Source organism: Glycomyces sp. NPDC048151 (genome assembly GCF_043202775.1).
Lineage (GTDB): Bacteria > Actinomycetota > Actinomycetes > Mycobacteriales > Micromonosporaceae > Glycomyces.
In genome coordinates this window covers 334,987-361,978 of record NZ_JBIDBB010000005.1, presented here as the reverse complement: position 1 = coordinate 361,978, position 26,992 = coordinate 334,987, and the positions used below count along the sequence as shown (strand labels likewise).

Here is a 26,992-nt window from a genome sequence, read left to right as displayed (position 1 = left end):
GTCCGGTGTCGTTCAGTCCGTGCGCGCCTCCTCGTCCGAGCCGGATCGGCTGACGCACAAGGTGATCGTCCCGGTGCGGGTGCCTGCGGCATTGGCGGCGGTGATCGAGACGGGGTACGTCCCGGTGGCGCGCGGCGCGCCGGTGATGCGGCCCGTGTCGGCGTCGATGGCCAGGCCTCGCGGGAGCCCGGTCGCCGTGAACGTCGCCGCGGTCGCGGTGGCGACGCGGTGGTCGAAGCGCTCGCGGGCCACGGCGCGCACGGTGGCGTCGGGGAACCACGGGGTGACCGTGACGTCCGCGAAGTCGGCCGTGGCGAGCGCCAGGGGGTTGCCGGAGACGACGGCCAGGCCCGCGTAGTAGGTGGCGGTGCCGAAGTTGACGATGCTCTGCGGCGCGCCGATCACGGTCCAGGTGTCGCCGTCGGTCGAGGCCGCGGCGGTGAAGGCGTCGCCTTCTCTGGTGAGCCGCAGCCAGGTCGGGGTGCCGGTGCCGTCGGTCGTGTCGGAGCGGAAGGCGACGCGGGTGCGCCGGAAGAACTGCGGGAGGCCGGCCGGGTTCACGACCGCCGCCGCGGCCTGGTCGAACGGGTTGAGCGACTTGGCGAGCAGCACCCCGGCCCGGCCCGCGCCGGACGCGCCCGCCCAGGCGGCGACGCGGGCGATCACGGTGGCGTTGCCTTCGAGCGGGACGTAGGCGTAGTGGACGGTCATGCCCTGGCCGATGAGGTTCATGTCAGTACCCGCTCCACGCACCGTGAACGTTCCCGACTCGGCGGCGTGGCCGGTGATGCCCGGCGCGCGCACGAGGACCACACCGCGCGAGCCCAGGTCGCGGTCATCGGTGACGGTGTCGCCGAGGTCCCGGTAGCGCCACGGCGCGGGCGGGGGCGTCCCTACCGTTAGGCCGAGGGTCGCCTTGGCCGTGCCGGAGGCGTTGGCGGCGCTGACTTCGACGGCGAATGTGCCTGTGGCCGTGGGCTTCCCGGTGATCAGGCCGGAGTCGGCGTCGATGGCGAGGCCGTCCGGGAGGCCGGTCGCGGTGAATCCGGTCGGGTGGCCTTCGGCGAGAACGAGGTGCGTGAAGGCTGTCCCGGTGTTCGCGACCGTCGTCGCGTCGGCGAGTTCCGGCGCGGGCGGGACGGGCATCTTGGCGGCGGCCGCCGGGGACGGCGGACCGTCCCCGGCGGCCTGCACGACCCTCACCCGGTAGTGGTATTCGGTGCCAGGCGTTCCGGTGGCGTCGTCGTAGCGGGCGCGGACGCCGTAGCCGACCGGGCCGATGCCGCTCGCGATCACCGTGAAGGGTCCGTCTGCGGCCGTGGCGCGTTCGAGCGAATAGCGGGCAGCGAGATCGCCGCCGCTCCAGGTGAGTTCGACCGCGCTCTCGCCGGACCGGGCTTCGAGCGAAACGGGGTTCCAGGCGGGGGCGGGCGTCGACCAGCCGGGCGCGGTCACGTGATCGAAGACGGCACTGGTGGTCTCGGCGTAGTCGGCGTCGACGCCGAGCACCGAGCAGGTCGCAAGCCCGACATGGAGGTCCCGGGGCAGTTCGAGTTCGGTGGAGCCGACCTTCTCCCAGACCTGGCCGTCGCGCGAGATCGAACCGGTGAACTTGCCGCCCTTGCGCTCGATGCGGACCCAGTAGGGCATGCGCCAGCGGTAGCCGTCGCTCGCTCCCTCCACATAGGGCGCGGGAAGCGGCGTGGCCGAGGCAGGGAGCGACCCGAGGTTCGCGATGGGGAACCCGGCGTCGGCCGTGATGGCCCGCTGCTGGGTCGGGGGCACCGGCAGCGACCCGGTGCCGCTCATGGCGTCCCCTGCTGCGGCGCGGGTGGCCCACACGCCGCTCCAGGTGTGCAGCGGGAGCCCTTGGACGAGCATGGCCGCGCAGGCGGCGTCCGCGTCGAGGGACGCGCGCATCATCACGCCGACCTTCGCGTACTGGGAGCTCACGGGGAACGCGATCCGGGCGGTGAGCACGCCGTCCCCGCGCAGCGGCAGGTGCGTGAAGTGGAAGCTGTCGGCGGTGCCCGCGATGTCGCTGCCGCCGCCTTCGATGCGGAACGCCTGGCCGTCGAAGTTCGAACGGCCGGACGGGCGCGCACCGCCCACGTCAGCGCCCGCCCAAGACGCCGGGAGTCCGGCGGTGACGGCGATGCCGAGTGAGTCGGGGCCTTCGCCCGCCTCGTTCGCAGCAGACACGGCGTACACGTAGGTCTGCCCGGAACGGGCCGAATTGTCAGTGAAACCGGTTTCTGTGACTCCGGCTGCGAGCGTGGCGAAATCGCCTTCGAGTCCCGCGCGCCGCACGGTGTACGACGCGGCCGGAATCATGCTCGCCGTCTCGACTGCGGCCGCCCAAGTGAGCGCGACCGCGCCGCTCGAGCCGTCCGCACCGAGCCCGGCGGGCGCGGGCGGCGGCGCTTGCGGTGCAGCGGGTTCGGCGAATTCGCGCGCGAAGGTCAAAGTGCCCCACGAAGGATGGTCGTCGCTGTAGCCCTCGATGTTCCGAGCGCCGCCGCGGTTGAGCACCCGCTCCAGGTAGGGCGCCTCCATGCCCATGCGGCCCGCGTAGTGCGCGTACGCGAGTTCGTGGATGGGCCGGAACTGGCCTCGGTTCCCGGCCGCGACAGCGGTTTTCAAGTACTTGCCGGTGCGGTCGAGGTCGGCGGAGAACGGCACGTCCTCGCCGAGGTTGTACTTCGCGGTGTACTCGAACCCGGCGAGAATGCGTTTGCTTTCGTGGCCGAAGAGATCGACCCCCTGGTTCCAGGCGATCTCGGCGGCGTCGCTGAGCAGGCCGAGGGCGAGCTGCGCGTACGCCTGGCTGCGGCCGCTCTCCTGGCCCTGGCCGGTCGCGTCCACGACGATCCCGGTGATCGAGCCGTTCCCGGAGCCGTTGAGGGCGTAGCGGACCGCGTCCTCGAACATGACCCGGTCGTCGCAGAACACCGCGATCGCGATGACGGTCTGGAACGCCGCGAGGTCCCAGTTGCCGTTGGCGAACAGGGCGTATCCCGAGACCGACGGGTACCAGACGGTCTTGAACGACGCCTCGCAGCGGGCGACCGACTCCTCCGGCCATCCGTCGTATCCGCTGTGGCGCAGCAGTTCTGCGGCGTTCACAAGCTTGAAGCCCTGCAGGCCCGCGCCGAGCTGGCCGTCCGCACCAGTGATCGCCGTCAGCGAGGACGACCAGGCGTCGAGGATGTCTCGGGCCTTGTCGGCGTGGCGCTCGTCGCCGGTGATCGCCCACATGAGCGCGTTCTGGTAGGCCGCGCCCGCGTCCTCGGCGGCCTCGGCCATGTAGTTGCCGGGACCGCGTCCCCACGTGGTGATCTGGCCGGTGTTGCGGATCCGGTAGTCGTGGGCTGAGCGGCCGTGGGCGGCCATGGCGGCGAAGCCGGAGTGGACCGGCTCCTCCCCCGCCGCGACCGCGGCCCGCATCCGCTCCAGGTCACCGGCCGTGTGGAGCAGGCCGGGGTGGTTGAAAGCGAATGCGGGCGCGGCGAATCCGGGGGCGGACGGCAGCGCCGCGCCGGCGCCGACGGCGATCATGGTTCCGGCGGCGCCGCGCAGGAACACGCGGCGGGTCGGGCGGTGCTGCTGCATCTCGACTCCCTGGGGGTTAGGCGACCGTGATGGTGGCGGTGTGCTGGACGGTGCCGTTCCCGTTCGTGGCGCCGAACGTCACGTCATAGGAACCGGTTTCTACCGCAGCACCGGACACTACACCGGTGAGGGCGTCCAGCACCAGACCCTCGGGCAGCCCTTCGGCCTCGAACTCTTCCGGGAACCGGTCACGCTCACGGAGTAGACCGTGTTGGCCCCCGCCGAAGTGACCTTCACGCCCGCCCGGAGGCGGGCGCCGGACGAACTAGTGGACGCGGATCTCCCGCACGTCCAGCGGCTGCTCAGGGAAGGAGACGCGCACGTACCTGGCGGGGTGGCGGTCGAACTCGACGTCCACCGACACCGCATCCGGCTCCGGCACGCCCTTGTACAGCAGCGAGAACTCGCGACCGTCCAGACTCGACTCCAGGACCCACGGCTGCGTCACCGGCTCGGCGAACGCGATCTCGACCTGCTTGATGTCGTACTCGAACTCCAGGTTCGCGGCGATCCACTCCTCGGGCCCGCGCCTCGCGGCCCGCCAGAACCCGTCGCCCTTGAGCGTCACATGGCCGCCCTCGTGCCCCGGCTCGGCGCTGCTCACAGCGACCGGGCGGTACGCGACCAGCGAACTCATGCCGCTCCCCTCCGGCGCGACCATGACCGACGGCGCGGGCTCGGCGTGGCGGAACGGCCGCGTCCGCGCGGGTTTCGGCTCGCCCTCGGCGATCACCGTGATCTCGGCGTCGCGCAGACCTTCAGAGCGGGCACGGATGCGTTGCACGCCAGGGACGTACGAGCGGAACTCGACCGCACCCTGACCGTCGGCGATGCTGTCGGTCTCCGGTGAGAGCGTGATCGAACGGCCCGAAGGGAACAGCCCCTCGCCCTCGACCACGGTCAACTGGACCGGCCGGTCGTCGAGCACGTGGTTCCCGTCCGCGTCGAGCATCTCCACGGTCAGCTGCACGTCGCCCGTGCCGTCCGTCGGCATCCGGTCGAAGTCCGAGCGCAGCCGCAGGGCGACCGCCGTGCCCGGCTCAGGGAACACCGGCGGCTCGATCCCGCGCAACTGCTTGCGGTACCACCAGTACGAGCGGCGCGGCACGCGCCAGTAGTTCACGATGCCCTGCAGGCCGGCGCCTTCGGCGATCGACTTGTAGTGGAAGCCGCACCACAGGATCTTGCCCGAGCGCCACGGGTAGTCGACCTCGACGCCGTGCTCCCACCGCACTTCGTACGTACCGGGGCCTCGCCCTTGCACGCCATGGTATTCCGAGACGAGGTTGGGAATACCGGGGTCGTGGAAGAGCTCGGCCCCGTCCCCGTTGTACCCGGCGATCTCGCCGAGCACATCGAAGCCTCCGCGCTGCACGCCGCCCACCGCGATCTGGCGGGTCGGGTCCAGCTCCTTCGCCAGCGCCACGAGTTCCACGGTGAGCGCCCGCGCCTTGTCCATCACGGGCTCGTCGCTGAAGAACGCCTCGTTGCCGATGCTCCAGGTGATGATCGACGGGTGGTTGCGCTGCGTGCGGATCATCTCGCGCAGGGCGCGTCGCAGGCTCTCCTCGAAGTCGGCCTCGTCGGCCTCGACCACGGGGTAGGCGCTGGCGAACCAGTAGCCTTCGACGCTCTCGCCGCCCATGCCCCAGAAGTGGAGTTCGGACCAGAACAGGAGGCCCTGGCGGTCGCACTCCTCGGCGAAGTAGGGGTGGTGGGGGTAGTGGGAGCCGCGGATGATGTTCATCCCGGTCTCCTTGATGAGGGTGATGTCGCGGCGGATGCCGGCGCGGGTGACGGCGTCGCCCCAGCCGCCGTGGTTCTGGTGGACGTTGGCGCCGTGGAGGTCCAGGTGTTCGCCGTTGAGGAAGAAGCCCTGGTCGGCGGTGAACTCGTACCAGCGGACGCCGAAATGCGTGGTCTGGGTGTCGCGGGCGATGCCGTCGACGGCTACCGAGGCGGTGAGGGTGTAGCGGTGGGGGTGGTCGGGGTGCCACAGGAGCGGCTTGTCGATCGCGCCCTCGATGTCCACAGTGGTTGTCGAACGGGCGGGGACCGTGCGGTAGACGGTGTCGATGGCGGCGACGGGGTGCCGGGCCGGGTCGGTGATGACGGCGGCGACGGCGACGGTGACCGGGTGGCGCTCGTCGTTGACGATGGTGACGGAGGCGTTGACGGCGGTGTGCTCGGCGCTTGCCTCGGGGGTGGTGACGCCGATGCCGTACCAGTCGATGCGGACCTGGTCGGCGACGACGAGACTCACGTCGCGGTGGATGCCGCCGTTGAAGCTGTAATCGCCCGCGCGGGGAGCGAGGCGCGGGTTCCAGATGTTGTCGACGCGGATGAACACGTCGTTCGCACCGGCTTTGACGAGGTTGGAGAGGTCGACGGTGAAGGGCGTGAAGCCGCCTTCGTGGCGGCCCGCCAGGCGGCCGTTGAGGTAGACCTCGCAGGTCTGGAAGACGCCCATGAATTCGAGGGCGACCCACCGGCCGATCCATTCAGGGTCGATGTGGACGGTGCGGCGGTAGCAGCCGTGGCCGACGTAGAAGTGCTGCTCGCGGAAGTCGGGGAGGTCGAAGGTGTGCGGCAGTCCGACATCGAACCAGGTGTCGTCGGCCGGAGCGGACTCCGCTCCGGGGTGCTCGCCGTACGCGAAGGTCCAGTCGTCGTTGATGAAGCGCTGTTCGCGGATCATGCGGTGGGTGCCTTTCTGGGCTGGTTGGGGTGGCGGGCCGCCCGTGTGGTGGCGCGGGCGGCCCGTAGTCGCGGGACCGGTTACTTCACTTCGTCCCAGGCGGTCTGGTAGATCGCGGTGTACTGCTCCGCGCCGAAGCCGTTGATCTCGTCCTGGAAGGACTGCCAGGCGGCGTCGTCGCGGATGTCGCGGATGCCGGTGATGAACTCGGCGTTGGCCTGCGAGAGGAAGGTCTCGAGGTTGGTCTGGACGGTGGAGAGCTCCTGCGCCTGGTCGCCGGTGACCGACACCTCCCAGTAGGGGAAGGCCTTGCTGGTGTCCGCCTCGGAGTATGGCAGCGTGGCCTCGAAGAGGCGGCGCTCGTAGCCTTCGCGGGTGTTGACATCGGTCGGGACGATCTGGCCGCCCCGGAACTCGGCGTCGCTGAAGTACTGGGTCATCGCGCCCCAGGCGGTGTTGACGCCTTGGCCTTCCGGCGCGGTGAGCGTCTTGAACAGCGGCGGCATGGTCTCGTCGAGGGGCACGTCGCCCGCTTCGGGCCGCGCCCAGTTGACGCCTTCCTCGCCGAACTCCCCGAGGAGGTGGCCTTCGTAGGTGTAGATGTAGTCCATGATCTCGATCAGCTTCTGCTGCTTGGCTTCGCTGGCGCGGTTGGTGATCACGAAGGAGGCGCTGAGCGGTCCGCCGCCGGCCCATGAGACGTTGTCGCCGTCGGGTCCGGTGAGGGGCGGCACGGCCTGGTACTGGAAGTTGCGGCCGTCTTCGAGGTCCATGTTGGACGCTGGCTGCTGCCCGGTGGTGGCGCCGACGATCACCGCGTCGGGGTTGTCGGTCTTGACGCCGAACGCTTCGCCGTTCTGGGTGAAGGCGCCGTCGTCGACGAGCCCGTCCTCCCAGAGTTCGCGGATGTAGGTGAGGCCTTCGCGCCAGCCGTCGGTGGTGGGCTGGAGGACGACCTGGTCGCCGTCGAGCGCGAGGGAGGCGGGCGTCGCGCCGGTGGTGTCGAAGCCGCCCGAGTAGGCGAAAGGGCTCATGAGGTAGGGCAGGATCGGGTTGCCGACGGCACCGGAGAGCGGGATCTCGTCGGCCTGGCCGTTCCCGTTGGGGTCCTGGGTCTTGAAGGCCTCGAGGACCGTCCGCAGCTCCTCAGGGGTGGTGGGCTGCACCAGGCCGAGGGTGTCGAGCCAGGCCTGGTTCATCCACAGCTTCGAGCTGTACTGGCAGTGGAAGCAGTCGTTCCACTGCGGCAGGCCCCAGAGGACCCCTTCGGAGTTGTAGGCCCGCTGCTCGTACTCGGGGACCTTCTCGAAGGCGGCCGTGATGTTCGGCGCGTGTTCGGCGACGAGGTCCTGCAGCGGGACGATCACGCCCTGACTGCCCAGCGTCTCGATCTCGTCGCGGCTGAACTGGGTCACCCACGGCACCAGCATGTAGGCGTCGGGGTAGTCGCCGCTGGCGAGGGAGATCTGCCGCTTCTCGGCCGCCGGTCCGGCGTCGTAGGTGGTGGTCTCGAACTGCAGGTCGACGTCGAACTTCGCTTCGATGTGCTTGGTGAAGGCGTTGTCGTCGAGCGGCTGGTCGGGCCACTGCGGGGCGAAGAGCGTGATGACGCCGTCCGGTGAGGTCTCGGGCTCGTCGGAGCACGCGGCGAGTGCGCTCGCCGCGACGGCGATGACCGCGAGGGCGGCCGTCGGGGCCGAAAGTCTGCGTCGCATTGGAGGAGTTCCTTTCATCATTGAGAGGTTGGACCAGTGCCGGTGTGTCCCTTGGGGATCAGCCCTTCACGGCGCCGATCATCACGCCCTTGGTGAAGTGGCGCGCGACGAACGGGTAGACGAGGAGGACGGGGACGGTCGAGACGACGATGAGGGCGTACTTCATGAGGTCGGCGACCTTCTGCATCTCCAGCTGCTCGGAGGCCGAGAGGCCGGAGACCTGGGTGTTGAGGATGAGGATGTTCCGCAGGACCAGTTGCAGCGGATAGAGATCGGGATCGCGCAGGTAGATGAGCGCGTCGAAGTAGGAGTTCCAGGTGCCGACCGCGTACATCAGGGCGATCACGGCCAGGAGGGGCTTCGAGAGCGGCAGGACCACCGACCACAGGATGCGGAAGTCGCTCGCGCCGTCGAGTTCGGCGGCCTCGTAGAGGCTGTCGGGGATCTGGCTCTGGAAGAAGGTCATCGCGATGAGGACCTGCCAGGCGCCGATCGCGCCGGGGACGATGAGTGCCCAGCGGGTGTTCAGCATCCCGAGCGACTGCACGACGAGGTACATGGGGATGAGGCCGCCCGCGAACAGCATCGTGAACAGGATGCCGGTGATGATCGCCTTGCGGCCCACCAGTTCGCGGCGTGAGAGCGGGTAGGCGATGGCGACGGTGAGGATGAGGCTCAGCAGCGTCCCGCCGACGGTGTACAGAAATGAGTTCATGAAGCCGCGCAGGATCTGCGGGTCGCTCAGCACGGTCTCGTAGCCGATGGTCGTGAACTCGACCGGCCACAGGAAGACCTCGCCGCTGTTCACCGCGTTCGGGCTGGAGAACGAGTTGGCGACGATGTTGACCAGCGGCACCAGGATCACGAGCATGAAGGTCGTGAGCAGGATGTAGACGCCGGTCATGAAGACGCGGTCGACCAAGGTGTCGTGCACCCGGGTGGAGGAGCGGCGCGGCGCGCGGCGGCCGGAGCGCGGGGCCTCTTCGGTCTCGGTCTCAGTCTCGGCGTTCGAGGTCAGTGCCATGTCGGGGTTCCCTTCACCAGAGTCCTGAGCCGGTGGCGCGCTTGGCCGTGAAGTGCACGGCCAGCAGCAGCACCAGGTTGATGACGGAGTTGAACATCCCGACCGCCGTCGACATGCTGAAGTCGGCGTTGAGCAGGCCGATTTTGTACACGTAGGTCGAGATGATCTCCGATTGCGAGAGGTTCAGCGGGTTCTGCAGCAGGAACGCCTTCTCGAAGCCGACGGCCATGATGCCGCCGACGCTGAGGATGAGGACCATGACGACGGTGGGCATGATGCCGGGCAGGTCGACGTGCCAGATCTTCTGCAGGCGGCTCGCCCCGTCGATGCGCGCGGCCTCGTAGAGGCTCGGGTCGATGCCCGCCAGCGCGGCCATGTAGATGATCGCCGCGTACCCGGCGGTCTGCCACACGTCGCTCCAGACGTAGACGTGCCGGAAGAAGCCGGGGTCGTTGAGGAAGTTGACCTCGGGGAGGCCGAAGAAGCCGGTCATCTTGCCGACCAGGCCGATCTGCGGGGAGAAGATCAGGATCGCCATCGACACCACGATCACCGTGGAGATGAAGTGCGGCGCGTACGTGACCATCTGGACCGTGCGTTTGAAGAAGCGGCGGCGTACCTCGTTGAGGGCGAGGGCGAGGATGACCGGGATCGGGAACCCGGCGAGGAACGCATAGAGGCTCAGGACGAGCGTGTTCTTGATGAGCGTCCAGAACAGCGGGTTGCCGAAGAACCGCTGGAAGTGCTCGAGCCCGACCCAGGGGCTGCCCCAGGCGCCCTGGATGACGTTGTAGTCCTTGAACGCGATGACCGAGTTCGCCATGGGGATGTACTTGAAGATCACGAAGTGCGCCACGGGGACCGCGAGCAGGACGTAGAGCTGCCAGTGGCGGCGGATGCGGCGGCCGAGGGACTTCTTGGGGCGCACCGGCTGCTGCGTCCGCTCAGCCGCGACCGGCGTTCCGACCTCTGCCACGGCGGTCATCGGACCCCCGCATTCGTCTTGCGTCCCTTGGCGGGACGCCTCGACTGCCTCGATTTCATGACCGCTCCTTCGCGACACTACCCGGACCGTGAACCTTCACGGGAATTCCCGTGAAGGTTCACGGTAAAGGACCGGATCAGCCCTGTCAATATCCTGTAGGATTTCGATTCGGTCGCGGTGGCCTACGGCCCTACCAGGGCCGCTATGCGGACTGGCGCCAGAGCATCTTCGACGGCACGACCCGGTTCACCGGGTCGATCCGCGCGAAGTCGGCCTTGGCCAGGATCTCCACGATGTCCAGGGTGTTCGAGGTCAACCCCTGCCGGTCGAGCGCGATCGTGCTCAGGGGCGGGTCCACCGCCTCCCCGAGGGCGAGTCCGTCGATCCCGACGATCTTGACGTCGCCGGGCACGTCGATGTCGAGCACGTGCGCGCTGTGCACCGCGCCCAGGGCCATGAGGTCGTTGAAGACCAGCACCGTGTCCGTGTCGGGGGCCAGGCTCATCAGGTCGGCGAAGGCCCGTCCGCCGCCGGAGATCGACTCCTCCCCCGGCACGACGCAGGTGAGCTGGTCGCCGACCTCTTCCTCGAACCAGCCGCGCCGCGGCGAGGGGCCGTAGACCCCGTTGTGGCGCAGCGAGTACGCGGACTCGACCATCCCGAACTTGCGCGAGCCCCGCTCGCGCAGCTCCCGGATCGCCTCCCGCAGACCGGATCTGAGGTCGATCTCGACCGAGTGGACCCCGGGGAGGGCGCTCGGCTCCTCCAGCCGGATCACGGGCACGCCGCGCGAGGTCTTCAGCAGCTCCTCGTCAGAGCGGCTGAAATGCCCGATCACGACGTCGACCTGCGTGGACAGGAGGGCGAGCGCTTCGAGGTCGGAGTCCCCGGAGGCCATGATGAGCTGCCAGCCGCGGGCGGCCGCCCCTTCGAGCATGTCTCCGGCGATGTCGGTGTAGTACGGGTTGCGGAACGAGGCCACGAACAGTCCGACCGCGTGGGTCTTCTGCCGGGTCACCAGGCTCCGCGCGTGCCTGCTCGGGCGGTAGCCGAGACGCTCTGCCGCTTCCAGGACCTTGCGGCGGGTCGCCTCGTTGATGTCGCCCATGTCGTTCATCGCCCGGGTCACGGTCTGCCGCGACACCCCGGCCTCCGCTGCGACGTCGAGGATCGTCACCCGTTTAGCCACTGGTCTTCCCTTCGCTGTTCCGCTCGTCCGCTATCGCCTTGCCGACCTGGACCGTATACGCCGCCCCGGCCGAGGCGGGCCAGCGCCAGCGCGCCCGGCCGCTCGGCGCGGGTTCGACCGACGCGGTCGCGACGAGGCCGCCGTCGTCGTCGGTGACGCGAAAGCGAAGGTCGGCTTCCAATTCGATCACGAGATCCAGGTCGGTCCCGCAGCGGATGCGGGCGTGTTCGAGTCGGCCTCCGGCCCAGGCGAGGTCGACGGCTGCGTCCCCTCGTGCGCGCAGTCCCGAGACGGTTCCGGCGCTCCAGGACTCGGGGAGCGTCGGCAGGAGCGAGAGCGCGCCGTCGTGGCTCTGGAGGAGCAGTTCGGCGAGCCCGGCGACCGCTCCGAGGTTCCCGTCTATCTGGAAGACGACCCCGGCGGGCCAGCCGCCGTGCGGGTGGAGGTCCATGAGGGACGGTGAGCTGAGTTCGTTCACGAGCACGCCGATCGAGCGTTCGGCGAGCGCGGGGTCGCGCAGGCGCGCGGCGAGGCAGAGGACCCAGGCCTGGCTCCACCCGGTGTAGCCGCTGCCGTGTTCGAGGCGGTACGCGAGGGCGCGCTTGGCGGCTTCGAATTCGGCGGGCGCGGCGGTCTCGGTGATCCACGTCCCGGGGTGGACGCCGTAGAGGTGTGAGAGGTGCCTGTGGTCGAGTTCGCTGGGCTGCAACGGGTTCGCCCATTCCATGAGCCGCCCGTCGGGGTCGATGCCGGGGAGCTTGAGGCAGGCCCGCGCAAGGCGGGCGCGGGTCGCGAGGTCGCCTTCGGGGTCGAGCCGGAGGTACTGGTCGAGGACTTGGGCGGTGAGTTCCTGGTCGAGGGTGGACCCGGCGGTGACGCAGCCGGTCGCGTCGCCGTCCAGGAAGCGGTGCTCAGGCGAGGTCGAGGGACTGGCGACGAGCGTGCCGCCGGCGTCTTCCACGAGCTGGTCGAGCACGAACGCGGTGACGGCGCGCAGGACCGGCAGGGCGGTCTTCTCGGCGAACTCGTCGGACCAGGCGTAGTCGAGGCGGTCGCCGAGGTGCGCGGCGATCCAGGCGAGGCCGAACTGCCAGTTGGCCCACTGTGGTTCGCCGTGCACCGCTTCGGTGAAGCGCCAGATGTCGGTGTTGTGGTGGGTGGTCGCCCCGGCCGCGCCGTAGACCCCGGCAGCGGCTGCGGCGCCCGTCTCGGCGAGGTCGCGGGCGAGGTCGAAGAGCGGTTCGGCGAGTTCGGGCAGGGCGGCGGCCTCGGCGCCCCAGTAGTTCATCTCCACGTTGATGTTCGCGGTGTAGTTGCAGCTCCAGCCGGGCCGCACGTCGGTGTTCCAGATGCCTTGGAGGTTCGCGGCCTGGGTCTCGGGGCGGCTGGATGAGATGAGGAGGTAGCGGCCGAAGTCGAAGTAGCGCTGCGCGGCGGTCGCGGCCGGGTTGCCGGAGGCGGCGAGGTCGAGTCGGGCGCGGTCGAAGTAGGAGGCGTAGTCGTCGATGTGCCGCTGCAGCAAGGTGTCCGGGTCGATCTCGAGCGCGTTGCGGACGAGCGCCGTGGCTTCGGCCGCGAGTGCGGCGAGGTCGGCGCTGGGGCGTCTGCGGTGGCCCCGGAAGCCGCTCGCGGCGGAGGCGACGAGGCGGCGGGAGCCGGGCGGGCCGGTCACGGCGGCGACGACGGCCCAGCCCATCCCGGCCGCGACGGTGCCGTCCGGTGCGGGCGGTTCGGGGTCGTAGCGGACGGGGTCGGGGTCGTCGACGTAGTTCGGCAGCGCCGTGCTCGGGGCGCGGCCGGTGGCGACGAGCCAGTCGACCCCGTCCTCGGAGAACCGGGAGATGTGGGCCCCCGGGTGCGGGGAGCGGAAGTCGAGGCGCCCCGATCCGGCGCCGCAGGCTCGGGCGGCGAGCACCCCGTCAGGGGCGCTCACGAACGCCGACATGGATTCGGAGCCGACATCGACGCGGGCGGTGGCGGCGGCGAGGTCGAGGGAGCGGCGGTAGGCGCCGAACGCGTCCGGGCTCTCGCTTGTCCCCCATGCCCACCGGAGCCGTCCGAGTGGCTGGTAGGACTCGGTCCACCCGGGGCCCTGCAGTTCGCGGGAGAGGGCGTCGGCCTCCTCGTGCGCACCCGTCGCGATCGCCTGCCGCAGCCGCTCCAGCGTCCCGGGCGGTGCCGTGTGCCCGGTGCCGCGCCCGGGCCCGCCGGACCAGACGGTGTCGAGGTTGAGGTCGAACTCCTCGGTTCCCGGACGACCGTGGACCGTGGCGCCGAAGGCCCCGTTGCCCAGCAGGAACGTCTCGTGGAAGCCTTCGGCGGGACGGTCGAGCGCGACAGTCCGCGCCGCGTTCTGATGCGCCTCTTCGCGCATGGCGACTCCTTATGACACCGTTTCCGTGAACCTTCACGGTAGCGGTTAAGGATCCCGCTGGCAACCGGCGATCTCCCGCTCCGTCGTGGAGTGTGAGGCCCCGGCGGTGTTCGCGGTAGTGGGCAGTTGCTGGGCGCTCGGGGGTCCCTCGTCCACAAAATCGAACTGAGGGTAGTCGCGTCCCAACCCGCCTGCCCGCCGACCGCATCGCCGCTATGCCCGTTCGGCGCCGAATCCGATCGTGAAAGCGGCCGGGGCCGCCTCCAGGCGGTACTCCGGCAGGACGCCAGGGCCGCAGGACGAAGAGCCCGTGCCGTGGACGGCCGCGTCGAGGCTGACGTAGAGCCGGTCGCGCTCCACCAGCTCGTGCGGGTGCGCCGCCGCGTCCAGATCCTCGGACGTCCACGGCCGCACCGCGAACGCGAGGTGCGGACCGCCGCGGAAAGTCAGCGCGTCCCCGTCCGGGTTCGCGAGACGGGCCCAGCGCACGTCGATGCGCGAGCCGTTCTCCTGCGGCATGGCGTATGGGGTCTGCATCCGGGCGACGGACGCCTCGTAGCGGCCGAGGCGCGCGGCGGCGCGGGTGTCGGCGTAGGCCTCCCCTGGGCCGCCGCCGTACCAGGCGACGGCGTCGAACGACTTCGGCACGGATAGCCGCACCCCCAGGCGCGGCAGCGGGAAGTCCCACTCCCCCACGGGGTTCACGGCCACGTCGAGCCACAGCGTGCCCGACTTGAGCTCGCAGGTCCACGCGTACTCGGCGTCCATTGCGCGGACGCCTCCGGCTGCGGCGACGCGGGTGGCGACCACGAGCCTCCTGTCGTCGGCGGTGATGCCGGTGACCCTGTGCTCCAGCCGGTCGAGACCGACGCCCCGCCACCGATCCGCTTGCGACGGACCACCCCAGGCGACCCTGTCGTTGTCCATGGGCGCCCGCCACAGGTCGAGCTGGGGCCCTTCGACGTCGATCCCGCCGAGCGAGCGCAGGCGGCCGAGCGCGTCGAACTCGGCCCCGCCGAGGCGGTACCGGCCGGACGCCTCGACCGGGCTCGCGGACGGGCCGACCGGAGCCGGAGCCGTGAACGGCAGCACCGCCTGGCCCCAGGCGATCTCGTGACCGGCTGCGGCCCAAGCGGTATCGGCCGCCAATAGGGCCCGCACGGTCACCGCGCCCTCGCCGTCCACTGCAGCCGAGGCCTTGCGCAGCGCCTCAGGCCAGACCACCCGGACCGACTCGCCCGCCGGGACGACGGGCACCTCGAGGTCGCCCTGCGCGAGCGGCACCCCTTCGTCGTCCATGCACCAGGTGAAGCGGAGGTGCCCAGTGCAGGCGAAGTCGTGGCCATTGGCCACGGTGAACGTCTGGTCGCCCAGGTCGACGCCGATGGCGACCGGCTCGACGACCTTCTTGAACTCGACCAGGCCCGGCGACGGCGTGCGGTCGGAGAACACCAGCCCGTCCATGATGAAGTTGCCGTCGTGCACGGGCTCTTCGAAGTCGCCGCCGTAGGCGTACCACTCCCGGCCGTCCACAGTGCGGCGGCGCACGCCCTGGTCGATCCACTCCCACACGAAGCCGCCCGCGAGGCGCTCGTGCCGCTCGAACAGGCGCTGGTACTCGGAGAGGCCGCCGGGGCCGTTGCCCATGGCGTGCGCGTATTCGCAGAGGATGAACGGGAGCCCTCGGCGGTGCTCGTCGAGCGCGGGGTCCTTGGTCGGCTCCTCTTCGCGCCGCCCGATGGCGTCGAGTTCGTCGTGCGGGACGTACATGCGGCTGTAGACGTCGACGTAGCCGGAGTCGTAGTCGCTCTCGGAGTGCACGAGGCGGTCGGGGTCGCGCCGCTTCGCCCACGCGGCCATGGCTTCCAGATTCTCGCCGCCGTCGCATTCGTTGCCCAGCGACCACATGACGACCGACGTGTGGTTCTTGTCGCGTTCGACCATGCGCGCCATGCGGTCCAGGCAGGCCTCCTGCCAGCGCGGATCCGCGGCGGGGTTGCCGCGCCATTCGTGGTACCCGAAGCCGTGGGTCTCGAGGTCGCATTCGTCGATGACCCACATGCCGAGTTCGTCGCAGAGGTCGAGGAAGCGGCGGTCCGGCGGGTAGTGGCTGGTGCGCACCGCGTTCACGTTGTGCCGCTTCATGAGCTCGAGGTCGCGGCGCATCGTGTCGACAGTGAGGGTGCCGCCGGTGTCGGGGTCCCATTCATGGCGGTTGACGCCGCGGAGCAGGACCGGCCGCCCGTTGACGGTGAGGACGCCGTCTCCGACTGCGATCGTTCGGAAGCCCACCCGCAGGCTGACGCGCTCGGTCGCGGTGGCGACGATGGCGTCGTAGAGGCGCGGGGTCTCGGCCGTCCACGGTTCGACCGGGATCTGCGCGGTCTCGCCTGCGGCGATGTCGATGCCGAGTTCGGGCACGGTCACACGCGCGGTCGCGGAGGCCTCGACCAGGAAGGCGCCCAGGCCGGTGGCGTGGTCGTAACCGGCGTGCACGAACACGTCGTCGAGTCCGCCTTCGGGGCGGTGCACCAGGGACACCGGCCGGAAGATCCCTGCGACGCGCCAGGTGTCCTGGTCCTCCAGATAGGATCCCGCCGACCACTGGTGGACACGGACGGCGACGGTGTTCTCGCCCGGCACAAGGTGTTCAGTGGCGTCGAACTCGGAGGGCAGGCGCGAGCCTTTGCCGTCGCCGAGAAGGGTGCCGTTGACCCACACGGCGAAGCACGAGTCGACGCCTTCGAAGCGCAGGAGCGTGCGGCCGGTGGCGGGCCAGTCGGCGGGGAGGGTGAAGGTGCGGCGGTACTCGCCGGTGGGGTTGGCGTCGGGGACGTGCGGCGGGTCGACAGGGAACGGGTAGGTGATGTTGAGGTACTGCGGTCTGCCGTAGGGCGCCGCGCCGTCGAGGTCGTGCATCTGCCAGATGGACGGGACGGTGAGATCGTCCCAGTCCCCGGCGTCGAATCCGGGCGCTTCGAAGCCCTCGGTGGTGTCGTGGAGGCCGGCGGCCAGGTTGAAGCGCCATGCGCCGTCGAGGCTGAGCGCGGCGGCGTCGGAGTCCAGCGCCGCTCGCGGCGCGGACCGCCCGCTCCCGGGGCTCATGCTTTCGACGTAGAGGAAATCGGTTCGGCTCATCGCTGGGCAGACCTCGTCATGCGTTCGGTGGAACAGGAAGCCCCAAACCTAGACGCTCGATTGCCGAAGCGAAACCCTGAATCATCTGATTTATTTGGCTTCTCAGGCTGATTTGTCGTGATATTTACTGAATTGGAGCGCTGATTCATCGGATTTTTTGCTCCCGATGTCTTGCGGTTGCGACGGCGTCCTTATAGATTCTCCTGTTGATTCATGCGATTCCTTCGATCCCCTGGAACCTTGGAACCGACCGCTGCGGCAAGGAGCGTCCGACGCCATGACCACCCCAGCCACCTTCGAATGGTCTCGGCCCGGGCTGCATCTCGAGTTCGAGTCCGGCGACGACCGTCCGGTGCGGATGACCCGCCTGGCGACAGGCCCTGACGCGGTCTCTGCGGTCGGGCCCTGGGCGATCGTGGACGTCATCACCTCCGGCGGCGAGCACCGCGCCCGCAACAACCAGACCCTCCTGCACTCGGGCGTCGGAACGCGCCTGCGCTACACCGGGCACGAGGCCGACGACCGTGAACTGCGCGTCAGCCAGCGCGAGCCGGAGTCCGGGGTCGAGGTCCAGAGCGCCTTCCGGGCCGCCGGGCCGGGGCTGCAGATCCGGCATACCGTCCGCAATGGATCGGAGCGCGAGGTCGTGCTGCTCTCGGTGAGCTCCGCGCTCGCGGCCGTCCCCGACGACGGCTCGCACGAACTGCTGTGGGGCGAGAGCGAATGGCTCGCCGAGGGCCGCTGGCACCAGCGGCCGCTGTCCGAGCTGCTGCCCGACATCAGTCCGGCGGTGCACGGCGGCCAGACCTCGCGCGGGCTGTTCGCGCTGACCAGCCACGGGAGCTGGTCGAGCGGGTCGGTGCTGCCGACCGGCGTGCTCGCGAGCGAGACGAGACCGTCCCTCGCGTGGCAGGTCGAGACCAGCGCGGGCTGGCACTGGGAGGTGTCCCAGACCGGTGAGACGGCGACGGTGGGCGTGCACGGCGCGACCGACCTGCACCACCAGTTCGCCGTCCGGCTCGCGCCTGGCAAGTCGTTCACGAGCGTGCCCGCCGGACTGTGCATCGCGGACGGCGGGCGGGACGCGGCCTTCGCGGCGCTCACCGGGTACCGGCGCGCGATCCGCGAGACGCGGCCGGTCGACGCGCGGCTTCCGGTGGTCTACAACGACTTCATGAACACGCTCATGGGCTGGCCGACGACCGAGCGGCTCATGCCGCTCATCGCGTCGGCGGCCGAGGCCGGGGCGGAGTACTTCTGCATCGACGCGGGGTGGTTCGCCGCGCTCGAAGGCAACTGGTGGACCAACGCGGGCGAGTGGCGCGAGGCCGAGGAGCGGTTCGCCGGGGGCCTGCTCTCGGTCGTCGACGCCGTCCGCGCCAACGGGATGCGGCCGGGGCTGTGGCTGGAGCCCGAGGCCGTGGGGGTCGAGTCCCCGGTGGCGAAGCGGCTGCCGGACGAGGCGTTCTTCCAGCGGTTCGGCGGGCGGGTCAACGAGGCCGGGCACTTCCAGCTCGACCTGCGGCACCCGGCGGCGCGAGCGCATCTGGACGAGACGGTGGACCGGCTGGTCGACGAGTTCGGGCTCGGGTTCTTCAAGCTGGACTACAACACGAACTCCGGTGTGGGGACCGATGTGGACGCCGCCGGTGCGGGCGCGGGGCTGCTGGGGCACACCCGGGCGTACGCGGACTGGCTGCGCGGCGCGCAGGAGCGGCATCCGAACGTGCTGTTCGAGAACTGCGGTTCGGGCGCGATGCGCATGGACTACAACCTCCTGTCGGTGGCGCACCTGCAGTCGACGAGCGACCAGCAGGACTTCCGGCTGTACGCGCCGATAGCCGCGTCCGCGCCCGCGAGCGTCCTGCCGGAGCAGGCCGGGAACTGGGCGTACCCGGCGGCGTCAATGAGCCTGGAGGAGACGGCGTTCGCGATGACGGCGGGCGTCATGGGCCGCCTCTACCTCTCCGGGTTCCTCAATGAGCTCAGTGCGGAGCAGTCCGCGCTGGTGCGCGAAGCCGTCGCGCTCCATAAGGACTGGCGGCAGCTGATCGCCGCTTCGGTCCCGGTCTGGCCGCTCGGTCTGCCCGGGTGGGACGACGAGGTCGTGGCGCTCCGGCTCGACGTCGACGCCCGCTCGCTGCTGGCCGTGTGGTCGCGCGGCGAGGCGGCCGAGGTCGAGCTTCCGGCTCTGCGCGGGCGTGAGGTGCGGCAGGCGTACCCGGTGGCGATGCCGGAGTGGAAGGTCCGGGCCGATGCGGCGGTGGTCGAGGTCCCGGCGGGACCGGCCGCCCGGATCTTCGAGATCCGGTGAGGATGCATCCGATGACTGCGATGCCGGATCGAAGCCAGCCGTACTGAATGCCAGCGCTTTCCAGGCCATGGCGAGGCACCGTTCCGATAATGTTACCGATTCGTCTGATCTTTCTGGCCGCTAAGGGTTGCCCCGAGGGCGCTTCGTCTCCTAGTTTGTTTGTTGGCATATCCCAATTTAGATCCCTCACTGTCGAGCCCCTTCTCGCGGCAGTACTACCGAAAGGCCGATGACGTGTCCGATTCCTCTCCTTCGCAGATGCGACGCCGCTCCCTGTTCAAGGTCGCCGGACTCGGCGCGGTCGGGGCCGCCGGCCTGCCGTTCGCGGCCGCCTGCTCCGACCTCAAGACCGGCGAGGGCTCGACGCAGAAGACCGAGGGCTTCGACTTCCTGCCCGAGTACAAGGAATGGCCGCTTCCCGCCGAGCCCGACCTGGTCGGCGAGCCCCCGAACCACCCCTCCGCGTTCACCTCCTACCCCGAGCCGGTCGAGGGCGTCACCGAGGTCGCCTCGGGCAGCGGCACCTACGAGATCACCGTCCCGTTCTGGGGCGAGGCCCCCTCCGGCGACGACCCGTACTTCGCTGCGCTGCGCGACGCGTGGGGCGGGACAACGATCAACCTGCGCCAGGCGGACGGCAACACGTACGCGGACACCTCCGTCCAGTGGCTCAACGCCAACGAGTACGGCGACGGCATGCTCCTGTTCAACTGGATGCTCGGCTCCCACTCGAACTTCCCCGAGACCGTCGTCAACACCTTCTACGACCTGACCGACATCGTCAAGGGCGACATCTCCGAGCGCTGGCCGCTACTCGCGAGCCTCCCGACCACCTCGTGGGCGCAGTCGGTGTGGTCGAAGGACCCGGCCGACCCCGAGACCGCGCGCATCTACGGCATCCCCACGACCTTCAACGGCGGCATCGGCAACGGCATCCTCGCCCGCACCGACCTCCTGGAGGAGGCCGGCATCGCCATGCCGACCACGGTGGAGGAACTCCTCGACGCCGCGCGCGCCTGGTCCGACGACGCGAACGGCCGCTGGGCCTTCCCCGGCATCGACTGGATCCTGCCGCAGCAGTTCGGCCTCGTCGGCTACGACGGCTGGTCCTGGGACGCCGAGCAGGAGAAGCTCGTCCACGACTCCGAGCGGCCCGAGTTCACCGAGCTCATGGAGTTCCGCCGCACCCTGTGGGACGAGAAGCTCATCCACCCCGACGCGCCCACCGGCACGCTCGACGGCAACGCCCTCCACGCGGCCGGTCAGGCCCTGTTCGCGCAGGTCAACCTCGTCCGCTGGTACGAGTACACGAACCTCGTCAAGACCGGCCAGGCCGAGGGCACGGTCGCGCCCCTCCCGCTGCTCGGCGCGAAGGGCCGCACCCCGGTCGCCACGGCGAACGCCTCTGTCGACGGCTGGACGTTCCTCAACAAGGACCTCTCCAAGGAGCAGGTCGAGGAGCTCCTCGACGTCGCCAACTGGTGCTCGGCGCCGTTCGGCACCAAGGAGTTCGAGCTCATGGAGTACGGCGTCGAAGGCGTCGACTTCGACTACGACGCCAACGGCACGCCCGTCCACACCGAGCACGGCGCGAAGGTCGTCCAAGCACCCGTCAACCTCAAGATGTTCTCCGGCAAGGTGCAGCGCTTCCTCACCGGCGACCCCGCCGTGGTCCAGGCGCACTTCGAGTGGAACGCCGCGGCCCAGCAGTACATCGTGCCGAACCTCTTCGAGGGCGTCCGCGTCGACGCCCCGGCCGCCGCGAAGTCCGCCGCGCAGACCTTCACCGACCAGCAGAACGACATCGCCTACGGCCGCGCCGAGCTCTCCACGCTCCCCGACGTCGTCGCGACGTTCCTGGAGAACGGCGGCGAGGAGGCCCGCACGTTCTACACCGAGGTCTACAAGAGCATCAACGAGTAGTCGCGCCGCTCCGGTCCGCCTGCTGGCCGGAGCGGCGGGGAAGCCCCGGGTCTCATCTCCCGGGACGGCCGCGAGTGCGATGTGAGGGTCGGGGGGTCGATTCGCTGTCGTACTGCTCGCGGCCAGGGCCTTCCGGTCGGGCATGGCAGCTGCACACTGCGCCCGGTGTCGGGAGGCCCGCTTTGCTTGACCCGCTCAACATAAAAGGTCCGATGATTCTTGCGGTTCGCAACCGGCTCGGCGATACTTGCACCCATGTCCCGCACGGACGATGTCGTCAACGGCATCAAACACATGATCCTCAACGGCGAGCTCCGACCCGGCGAGCGCCTGCCGGTGGAGAAGGAGCTCGCCGAGACCCTCGGCGTCTCCCGCGGCTCGCTCCGCGAAGGCGTCCGGGCGCTGTCGATCCTCGGCATCCTCAACTCGCGGCAGGGCGACGGCACCTACGTCACCGACCTCGACGTCTCGCAGCTCCTCGCCCCCATGGGCTTCGTCGTCGACCTCCAGGGCGACGGCCAAGCCCGCGAGGTGCACGCCATCCGCCGCCTCCTCGAGAGCGAGGCGGCCCGGCTGGCCGCCACCCGGATCACCGACGAAGCGCTCGAAGAGGCCAGGCTCCTCCTCGACGAGGCCGGGCGCCTCCTCGACGAGACGCCCGAGCAGCACGAGCGCATCATCGAGATCGACATCGCCTTCCACCGCATCATCGCCGCGCACACCGGCAACTCCGTGCTCACCGGCATGATCGAGGCGTTCGCCAGCCGCACCGTGCGGGCGCGGTTGTGGCGCAGCCTCCGCGAGGAGGGCATCGACCGGCGCACGCACGGCGAGCACTTCGCGATCTGGCGGGCCCTGTACTACCGCGAGCCCGACAACGCCCGCATCCGCATGGCCAACCACCTGCTCGGCGTCGAGGACTCCCTGCCGTTCCTCCCCGGCGAGGACGAAGAGCCTCCGGCGAGCTAACGCTGCACGCCGGCCTCGAGGACGGCCATGGCCGCGTTGTGCCCGGGGATGCCGCTCACGCCGCCGCCGCGGACCGCGCCCGCGCCGCACAGGAAGACGTTGGCGTGGCCGGTCTCCACACCCCAGCGGCCCGCGGCCTCGGCGGTCTTGAACGGCCAGGACAGGTCGCGGTGGAAGATGTTCCCGCCGGGCAGGCGCAGGTCCCGTTCGAGGTCGACCGGGGTCTTCGCCTCGATGCACGGCTCTCCGTTCGCGTCCTCGGCCAGGCAGTCGGCGAGCGGCTCGTCCAGGTAGCGGTCGAGCTGCGCGACCGTGGCCGCGAGCAGGCCCGGCTTCTCGTCCCCGCTGCCGTCGAACAGCCTTGCGGGCGTGTGGAGCCCGAAGAGCGTCAGCGTCTGGTAGCCCTGGCGCACCAGGTCGTCGCCGAGGATCGACGGGTCGGAGAGGGAGTGGCAGTAGATCTCCGAAGGCGGCTGCGACGGCAGCCGCCCCGAGGCCGCCTCGGTGTACGCGGATTCGAGCTGCTCGAAGGACTCCGAGACGTGGAAGGTCCCGGCGAAGGCCTCGCGCGGGTCGACGCCGGTGTCGCGCAGGCGCGGGAGGCGCTTGAGGAGCATGTTGACCTTGAGCTGGGCGCCTTCAGCGAGCGCCGGGCGCTCCTCCCCCAGCAGTTCGGCCAGCGCCTCGGGCGAGGCGTTGACCAGGACGTGTGCGGCTTCGACGGTGCCGGTCCCCTGCTCGTTCGCGTAGCTCACCGAGGCGCGGGTGCCGTCCGTCGCGATCCTTGAGACTTCATGGCCGGTGAGGATCTCTGCGCCCGCTTGCCTTGCGGCCCTGGCGAGTTCGTCGGTGAGGGTGCCCATGCCGCCGACCGGCACGTCCCAGTCGCCGGTGCCGCCGCCGATGACGTGGTAGAGGAAGCAGCGGTTCTGCCGCAGGTCTTCGGCCCAGGCGGAGGTGAAGGTGCCGATGAGTCCGTCGGTGAGGACGACGCCACGCACGAGGTCGTCGGCGAAGGTCTGCTCGATGGTCTCGCCGAGGGGCTGCTGGAAGAACATGCCCCAGGTCTGGTCGTCGCCGACGCGGTCACGCAGCTCGTGCTCTGTGGGCAGCGGTTCGGTGAGGGTGGGGAACACGCGTTCGGCGACGTGGGCGGCCCTCGCATAGAAGCCCTGCCACGCCTCGAATTCGCGCTCCGATCCGGTGAGCCGCGCGAACGACTCCCGGGTCCGTTCCGCGTCCCGCGTGACGAGCAGGCCCGTCGAGCGCCCGCCCCGCTCGGTCGGCGTGTACGAGGAGACGCTGCGCTTCCGCACCTCGAACCGGAGCCCGAGATCCTGGACGATCTTCCTCGGCAGGAGGCTCACGAGGTAGGAGTAGCGCGAGAGCCGGGCGTCGACTCCGGGGAACGCGGGTGCGGAGATCGCGGCGCCTCCGGTGTGCCCCAACCGTTCCAGGACGAGGACGCGCTTCCCGGCGCGGGCGAGGTAGGCCGCGGAGACGAGCCCGTTGTGCCCGCCGCCGACGATGACGGCGTCGTATGTCTGGTGCTGAGGCATGTCCATTCCTAACACGAGACCGTCGCGTCGTGGCCGAACCGTGATCTGGGTGTGGCCGGGTTGTTTCCGGGTGGCCGTAGATTCTCGGTTAATCGATTAACAACTTCTCGGGAATGCGCCTCGGCATTCCGGTTAATCGATTAACTCAGGAAGGGAGTCAACGGTGACCAAGCCCCGATTGGCCGATGTCGCGCAGGCGGCCGGCGTGTCCACTGCGACGGCTTCGATGGCGCTCAACGAGACCGGAGGCCGCCGGATCGGCCCCGAGACCCGGGAGCGGGTGCGCGCGGCCGCGGCGGAGCTGGGGTACCGGCCGAACTCGGTGGCGCGGGGGCTGCGGACCAGGCGGACCCAGATGATCGGGTTCGTCGGGGACGACGTGGCGACGACTCCCTTTGCGGGCCAGATGATCCGGGGCGCGCACGACGCGGCCCGCGAGGCCGGGTTCCTGCTGCTCATGGTCGACACCTCGGGCGATCCGGCCGAGACCGAAGAGGCGATCGGGGCGCTGCAGGAGCGCCAGATCGACGGCATCCTCCTGGCCACGATGTACCACCAGGTGGTGGAGGTGCCGAGCGCGATCGGCTCCACCCCCTGCGTCCTGCTCGACGCCCGCACGATCGACGGCTCGGCCTCCTCGGTCGTGCCCGACGAGCGCGGCGGCGCGCTCGGCGTCCTCGGCGAGCTGACCGCGGCCGGGCACACCCGGATCGGGCACGTCACCACCCGCGAGCAGGTCCAGGCCCGCGACATCAGGCTCGCGACCTGGCGCGAGGAGCTGCGCGGCAGAGGGATCGACCCCGAACCGCTGCTCGTCCAGGTCGAGCACGCCACCACGCAGCTCGGCTACGAAGGCGCGCTCGAACTGCTCGCGCGCCCCGACCGGCCGACCGCCGTCTTCTGCTTCAACGACCGGATGGCCATGGGCGTCTACCGCGCCGCCGCCGAACTCGGCCTCGCCATCCCCACCGATCTGTCGGTCGTCTCCTACGACGACCAGGAGCTCATCGCACCGGCACTGCATCCCGGGCTCACCTCGGCCGCCCTCCCCCACTACGAGATGGGGCGCTGGGCGGTCGTGGAGCTGCTGCGCCGCCTCGACGACCCCGAGGCCGCGCCCGTCCAGCAACTCATGCCCTGCCCGGTGGCGAGGCGACAGTCCGTCGCCGCGCCGCGATAACCCTTCTGCCCGAATCACATTGGAGTGAGCACCATGCAACGACGCCACCTCATCAAACTCGCCGCCGCCTCGGGCGGCGCGGCCCTCGCCGGTCCCGCCCTGGCCGCGTGCACCACCGCCTCGGGGTCCTCCGACGGCGAGCTGCTCCTCTGGAGCCACAACGCCGGGAGCCCCCTCGAGATCGAGGTCACCGAGGAGATCATCAAGGCCTTCAACGGGTCCCATGACGACCTGAAGGCCGCGCTCGAACCGTTCCCGCAGGACGTCTACAACGACTCCGTCAACGCCGCCGCCCTCTCCGGCGACCTCCCCGACCTGCTCACTGTGGACGGACCGAACGTCCCGAACTGGGCCTGGGCCGGGCACCTCCAGCCCCTGGACGTGTCCAAGGAGATCACCGACAAGTTCCTGCCCTCGACCCTCGGGGTCTTCCAGGACCAGCTGTACTCCGTCGGCCACTGGGAGGCCACCTGCTCGGTCTTCGCCCGCCAGTCGGTGCTGGAGACCGCCGGCGTCCGCATCCCCACGATCGAGTCCCCTTGGACCCGTGAGGAGTTCGACGACGCGCTGGCGGCGGTGACCGGCAAGGCCGGGTACCAGTACGCGATCGACTTCTCCACCGCCGACACCGGCGAGTGGTACCCGTACGCGTACTCGCCGTTCCTGCAGAGCTTCGGCGGCGACCTCATCGACCGCGAGACCTACCTCAAGTCCGACGGCGTCCTCAACGGACCCGAAGCGCTCGCCTGGGGCCAGTGGTTCCAGGGGATCTTCACCGCGGGCCTGGCCAACCCCGAGTCCCCCGGCGGAGCCGAGGACTTCATGCAGGGCAAGGCCGCCATGGCCTTCCACGGCAACTGGGGCGCGCTGGCCGCCATCGACCTGTACGACGACATGCTGTTCCTCCCGCCGCCGGACTTCGGCACCGGCCCCAAGATCGGCGGCGGCTCCTGGCAGTGGGCGGTCACCGCCACGGCCGACAAGGCCGGGGCGAACTCCTGGCTGGAGACCGCGCTCTCGGACGAGTACGTCGCCGAGTACGCCAACCGCACCGGCCTCATCCCCGCCACCGACGCCGCCGCCGAGCTCACCGAGCACTACGGCACCGACGGTCAGCTGCGCATGATGGTCGACTACTCCAAGGCCTACGCGACCCTGCGCCCCGAGACGCCCGCGTACACCGTCATCGCCTCCGTGTTCGGCCAGTACACCGGCGACATCATCCACGGCGGCGACATCCAGACCGCCCTGGACGCGGCCGTCGCCGAGATCGACGCGGACATCGACGCGAACTCCGGGTACGGGTTCTAGCGATGGTCGCACTCGAGGAAAGGGCCGCCGCGCAGGCGGCGGCCCCGCCGCCCGAGCGGAAGCGGAAGCGCCGCAGCCACTCCCGCTCCGAACAGCGCGCAGGCGCCGCGTTCGCGGTCCCCGGGATCGTGCTCCTGCTCGTGTTCGTCATCGGACCGGCGCTCGTGTCGCTGGTCCTGGCCTTCACCAACGCCAGGCTCATCTCCCCTACGCCGCCCGAGTTCGTCGGCCTGGAGAACTTCCAGCGCGCCTTCACCGAGGACGCCACGTTCCACCGCTCGCTGCTGAACACGTTCCTGTTCGCGTGCATCGTGGTCCCACTCCAAGGCGGGCTCGGGCTCGTCCTCGCGCTCCTGGTGAACCAGAAGCTGGCCGGGCGCAACGTCTTCCGCACCATCTTCTTCCTGCCCGTCATCACCTCCATGGTGGTCGTCAGCCTCCTGTGGCGCTTCCTCTACCAGGAGGACGGCCTCATCAACGCCTCGCTGTCGATGCTCACCGGCGGCGCTTGGGCCGGGCAGGCCTGGCTCGCCGACCCGTCGACGGCCATGGGCGCCATCGTGGTCATGAGCGTCTGGCAGGGCGTCGGCTTCCACATGATCATCTGGCTCGCCGGGCTCCAGACCATCCCCGAGGAGGTCTACGAGGCCGGGGCACTCGACGGCTGCACGCCGCGCCAGCGCTTCTGGCACCTGACGCTGCCGCTGCTCAAGCCGACGTTCGTGTTCGTGCTCATCACCATCACGATCGCCGCGATGAGCCTGTTCGTGCAGGTGAACATCATGACGAACGGCGGCCCGGTGGGCTCGACGAGCACCATCGTGCTCCAGATCGTCCAGAAGGGATTCCAGCAGCAGCAGATGGGCTACGGCGCGGCGCTCTCGCTCATCTTCTTCTGCATCGTGCTGACGCTGGCGCTCGTGCAGCGCCGCCTGACGAGGGACAAGGACTGTTGACTTCCTCCACTCTCCGAAGAGAGGGGATTCCACCTATCGCTAGGA

At 69.9% G+C, this 26,992-nt stretch carries 16 protein-coding genes; 6 read left to right on the top strand and 10 right to left on the bottom strand.

Features of this window, described 5'->3' with window-relative positions:
- Window positions 1-12 precede the first annotated feature (12 nt).
- From ACGGCP_RS14210 to ACGGCP_RS14170, 9 genes are all read right to left on the bottom strand, one after another.
- A complete protein-coding gene (locus tag ACGGCP_RS14210; protein ID WP_392965847.1) occupies window positions 13-3,612 on the bottom strand; it encodes an alginate lyase family protein in 3,600 nt (1,199 codons plus the stop codon).
- Window positions 3,613-3,628: 16 nt separating this feature from the next.
- On the bottom strand, window positions 3,629-3,769 hold the full coding sequence (locus ACGGCP_RS14205) for a putative Ig domain-containing protein (RefSeq protein ID WP_392966317.1): 141 nt from the start codon (window positions 3,767-3,769) through the stop codon (window positions 3,629-3,631).
- Between the two features lie 108 nt (window positions 3,770-3,877).
- The gene (locus tag ACGGCP_RS14200) at window positions 3,878-6,310 is read right to left on the bottom strand and encodes a glycoside hydrolase family 2 TIM barrel-domain containing protein (protein ID WP_392965845.1); all 2,433 of its coding nucleotides are present in this window, start codon (window positions 6,308-6,310) and stop codon (window positions 3,878-3,880) included.
- Window positions 6,311-6,390: 80 nt separating this feature from the next.
- Complete coding sequence (locus tag ACGGCP_RS14195) at window positions 6,391-8,025, bottom strand: ABC transporter substrate-binding protein (RefSeq protein ID WP_392965842.1); 1,635 nt, start codon at window positions 8,023-8,025, stop codon at window positions 6,391-6,393.
- A 58-nt stretch (window positions 8,026-8,083) separates the two neighbouring features.
- Window positions 8,084-9,049, bottom strand: coding sequence for a carbohydrate ABC transporter permease (locus ACGGCP_RS14190; RefSeq protein WP_392965839.1), 966 nt, complete (start codon window positions 9,047-9,049; stop codon window positions 8,084-8,086).
- Window positions 9,050-9,062: 13 nt separating this feature from the next.
- Window positions 9,063-10,034 carry an ABC transporter permease gene (locus ACGGCP_RS14185; protein WP_392965836.1) on the bottom strand — a complete coding sequence of 324 codons (972 nt, stop codon included), beginning with the start codon at window positions 10,032-10,034 and terminating at the stop codon, window positions 9,063-9,065.
- A gap of 202 nt (window positions 10,035-10,236) precedes the next feature.
- Window positions 10,237-11,223 carry a LacI family DNA-binding transcriptional regulator gene (locus ACGGCP_RS14180; RefSeq protein WP_392965833.1) on the bottom strand — a complete coding sequence of 329 codons (987 nt, stop codon included), beginning with the start codon at window positions 11,221-11,223 and terminating at the stop codon, window positions 10,237-10,239.
- Window positions 11,216-13,597: a glycoside hydrolase N-terminal domain-containing protein gene (locus ACGGCP_RS14175; RefSeq protein ID WP_392965830.1), complete on the bottom strand. Its 2,382-nt coding sequence runs from the start codon at window positions 13,595-13,597 to the stop codon at window positions 11,216-11,218. Before ACGGCP_RS14175 ends, ACGGCP_RS14180 begins: the two co-directional genes overlap by 8 nt.
- Window positions 13,598-13,810: 213 nt before the next feature.
- Window positions 13,811-16,735, bottom strand: coding sequence for a glycoside hydrolase family 2 TIM barrel-domain containing protein (locus ACGGCP_RS14170; protein ID WP_392965827.1), 2,925 nt, complete (start codon window positions 16,733-16,735; stop codon window positions 13,811-13,813).
- Between the two features lie 277 nt (window positions 16,736-17,012).
- On the opposite strand from ACGGCP_RS14170, the gene ACGGCP_RS14165 reads away from it, so the two are divergent.
- From ACGGCP_RS14165 to ACGGCP_RS14155, 3 genes are all read left to right on the top strand, one after another.
- Window positions 17,013-19,049, top strand: coding sequence for a glycoside hydrolase family 36 protein (locus ACGGCP_RS14165; protein ID WP_392965824.1), 2,037 nt, complete (start codon window positions 17,013-17,015; stop codon window positions 19,047-19,049).
- 258 nt (window positions 19,050-19,307) lie between these two features.
- On the top strand, window positions 19,308-20,972 hold the full coding sequence (locus ACGGCP_RS14160; protein ID WP_392965821.1) for a hypothetical protein: 1,665 nt from the start codon (window positions 19,308-19,310) through the stop codon (window positions 20,970-20,972).
- A gap of 255 nt (window positions 20,973-21,227) precedes the next feature.
- Window positions 21,228-21,941, top strand: coding sequence for a FadR/GntR family transcriptional regulator (locus ACGGCP_RS14155; protein ID WP_392965818.1), 714 nt, complete (start codon window positions 21,228-21,230; stop codon window positions 21,939-21,941).
- On the opposite strand, the gene ACGGCP_RS14150 is transcribed toward ACGGCP_RS14155, so the two are convergent.
- Window positions 21,938-23,500: a phytoene desaturase family protein gene (locus ACGGCP_RS14150; RefSeq protein WP_392965815.1), complete on the bottom strand. Its 1,563-nt coding sequence runs from the start codon at window positions 23,498-23,500 to the stop codon at window positions 21,938-21,940. The genes ACGGCP_RS14155 and ACGGCP_RS14150 overlap by 4 nt on opposite strands.
- A 163-nt stretch (window positions 23,501-23,663) precedes the next feature.
- Here ACGGCP_RS14150 and ACGGCP_RS14145 point away from each other — a divergent pair, with 163 nt between their 5' ends.
- From ACGGCP_RS14145 to ACGGCP_RS14135, 3 genes are read left to right on the top strand one after another with little or no spacing between them, the layout of a single operon-like run.
- Window positions 23,664-24,680 (top strand): LacI family DNA-binding transcriptional regulator, encoded by a 1,017-nt coding sequence (locus ACGGCP_RS14145; protein WP_392965812.1) that lies wholly within the window; start codon window positions 23,664-23,666, stop codon window positions 24,678-24,680.
- 33 nt (window positions 24,681-24,713) lie between these two features.
- Window positions 24,714-25,991: an extracellular solute-binding protein gene (locus ACGGCP_RS14140; protein WP_392965809.1), complete on the top strand. Its 1,278-nt coding sequence runs from the start codon at window positions 24,714-24,716 to the stop codon at window positions 25,989-25,991.
- Between the two features lie 2 nt (window positions 25,992-25,993).
- Window positions 25,994-26,947, top strand: a complete 954-nt coding sequence (locus ACGGCP_RS14135) for a carbohydrate ABC transporter permease (RefSeq protein WP_392965806.1) — start codon at window positions 25,994-25,996, stop codon at window positions 26,945-26,947.
- Window positions 26,948-26,992: the final 45 nt, after the last annotated feature.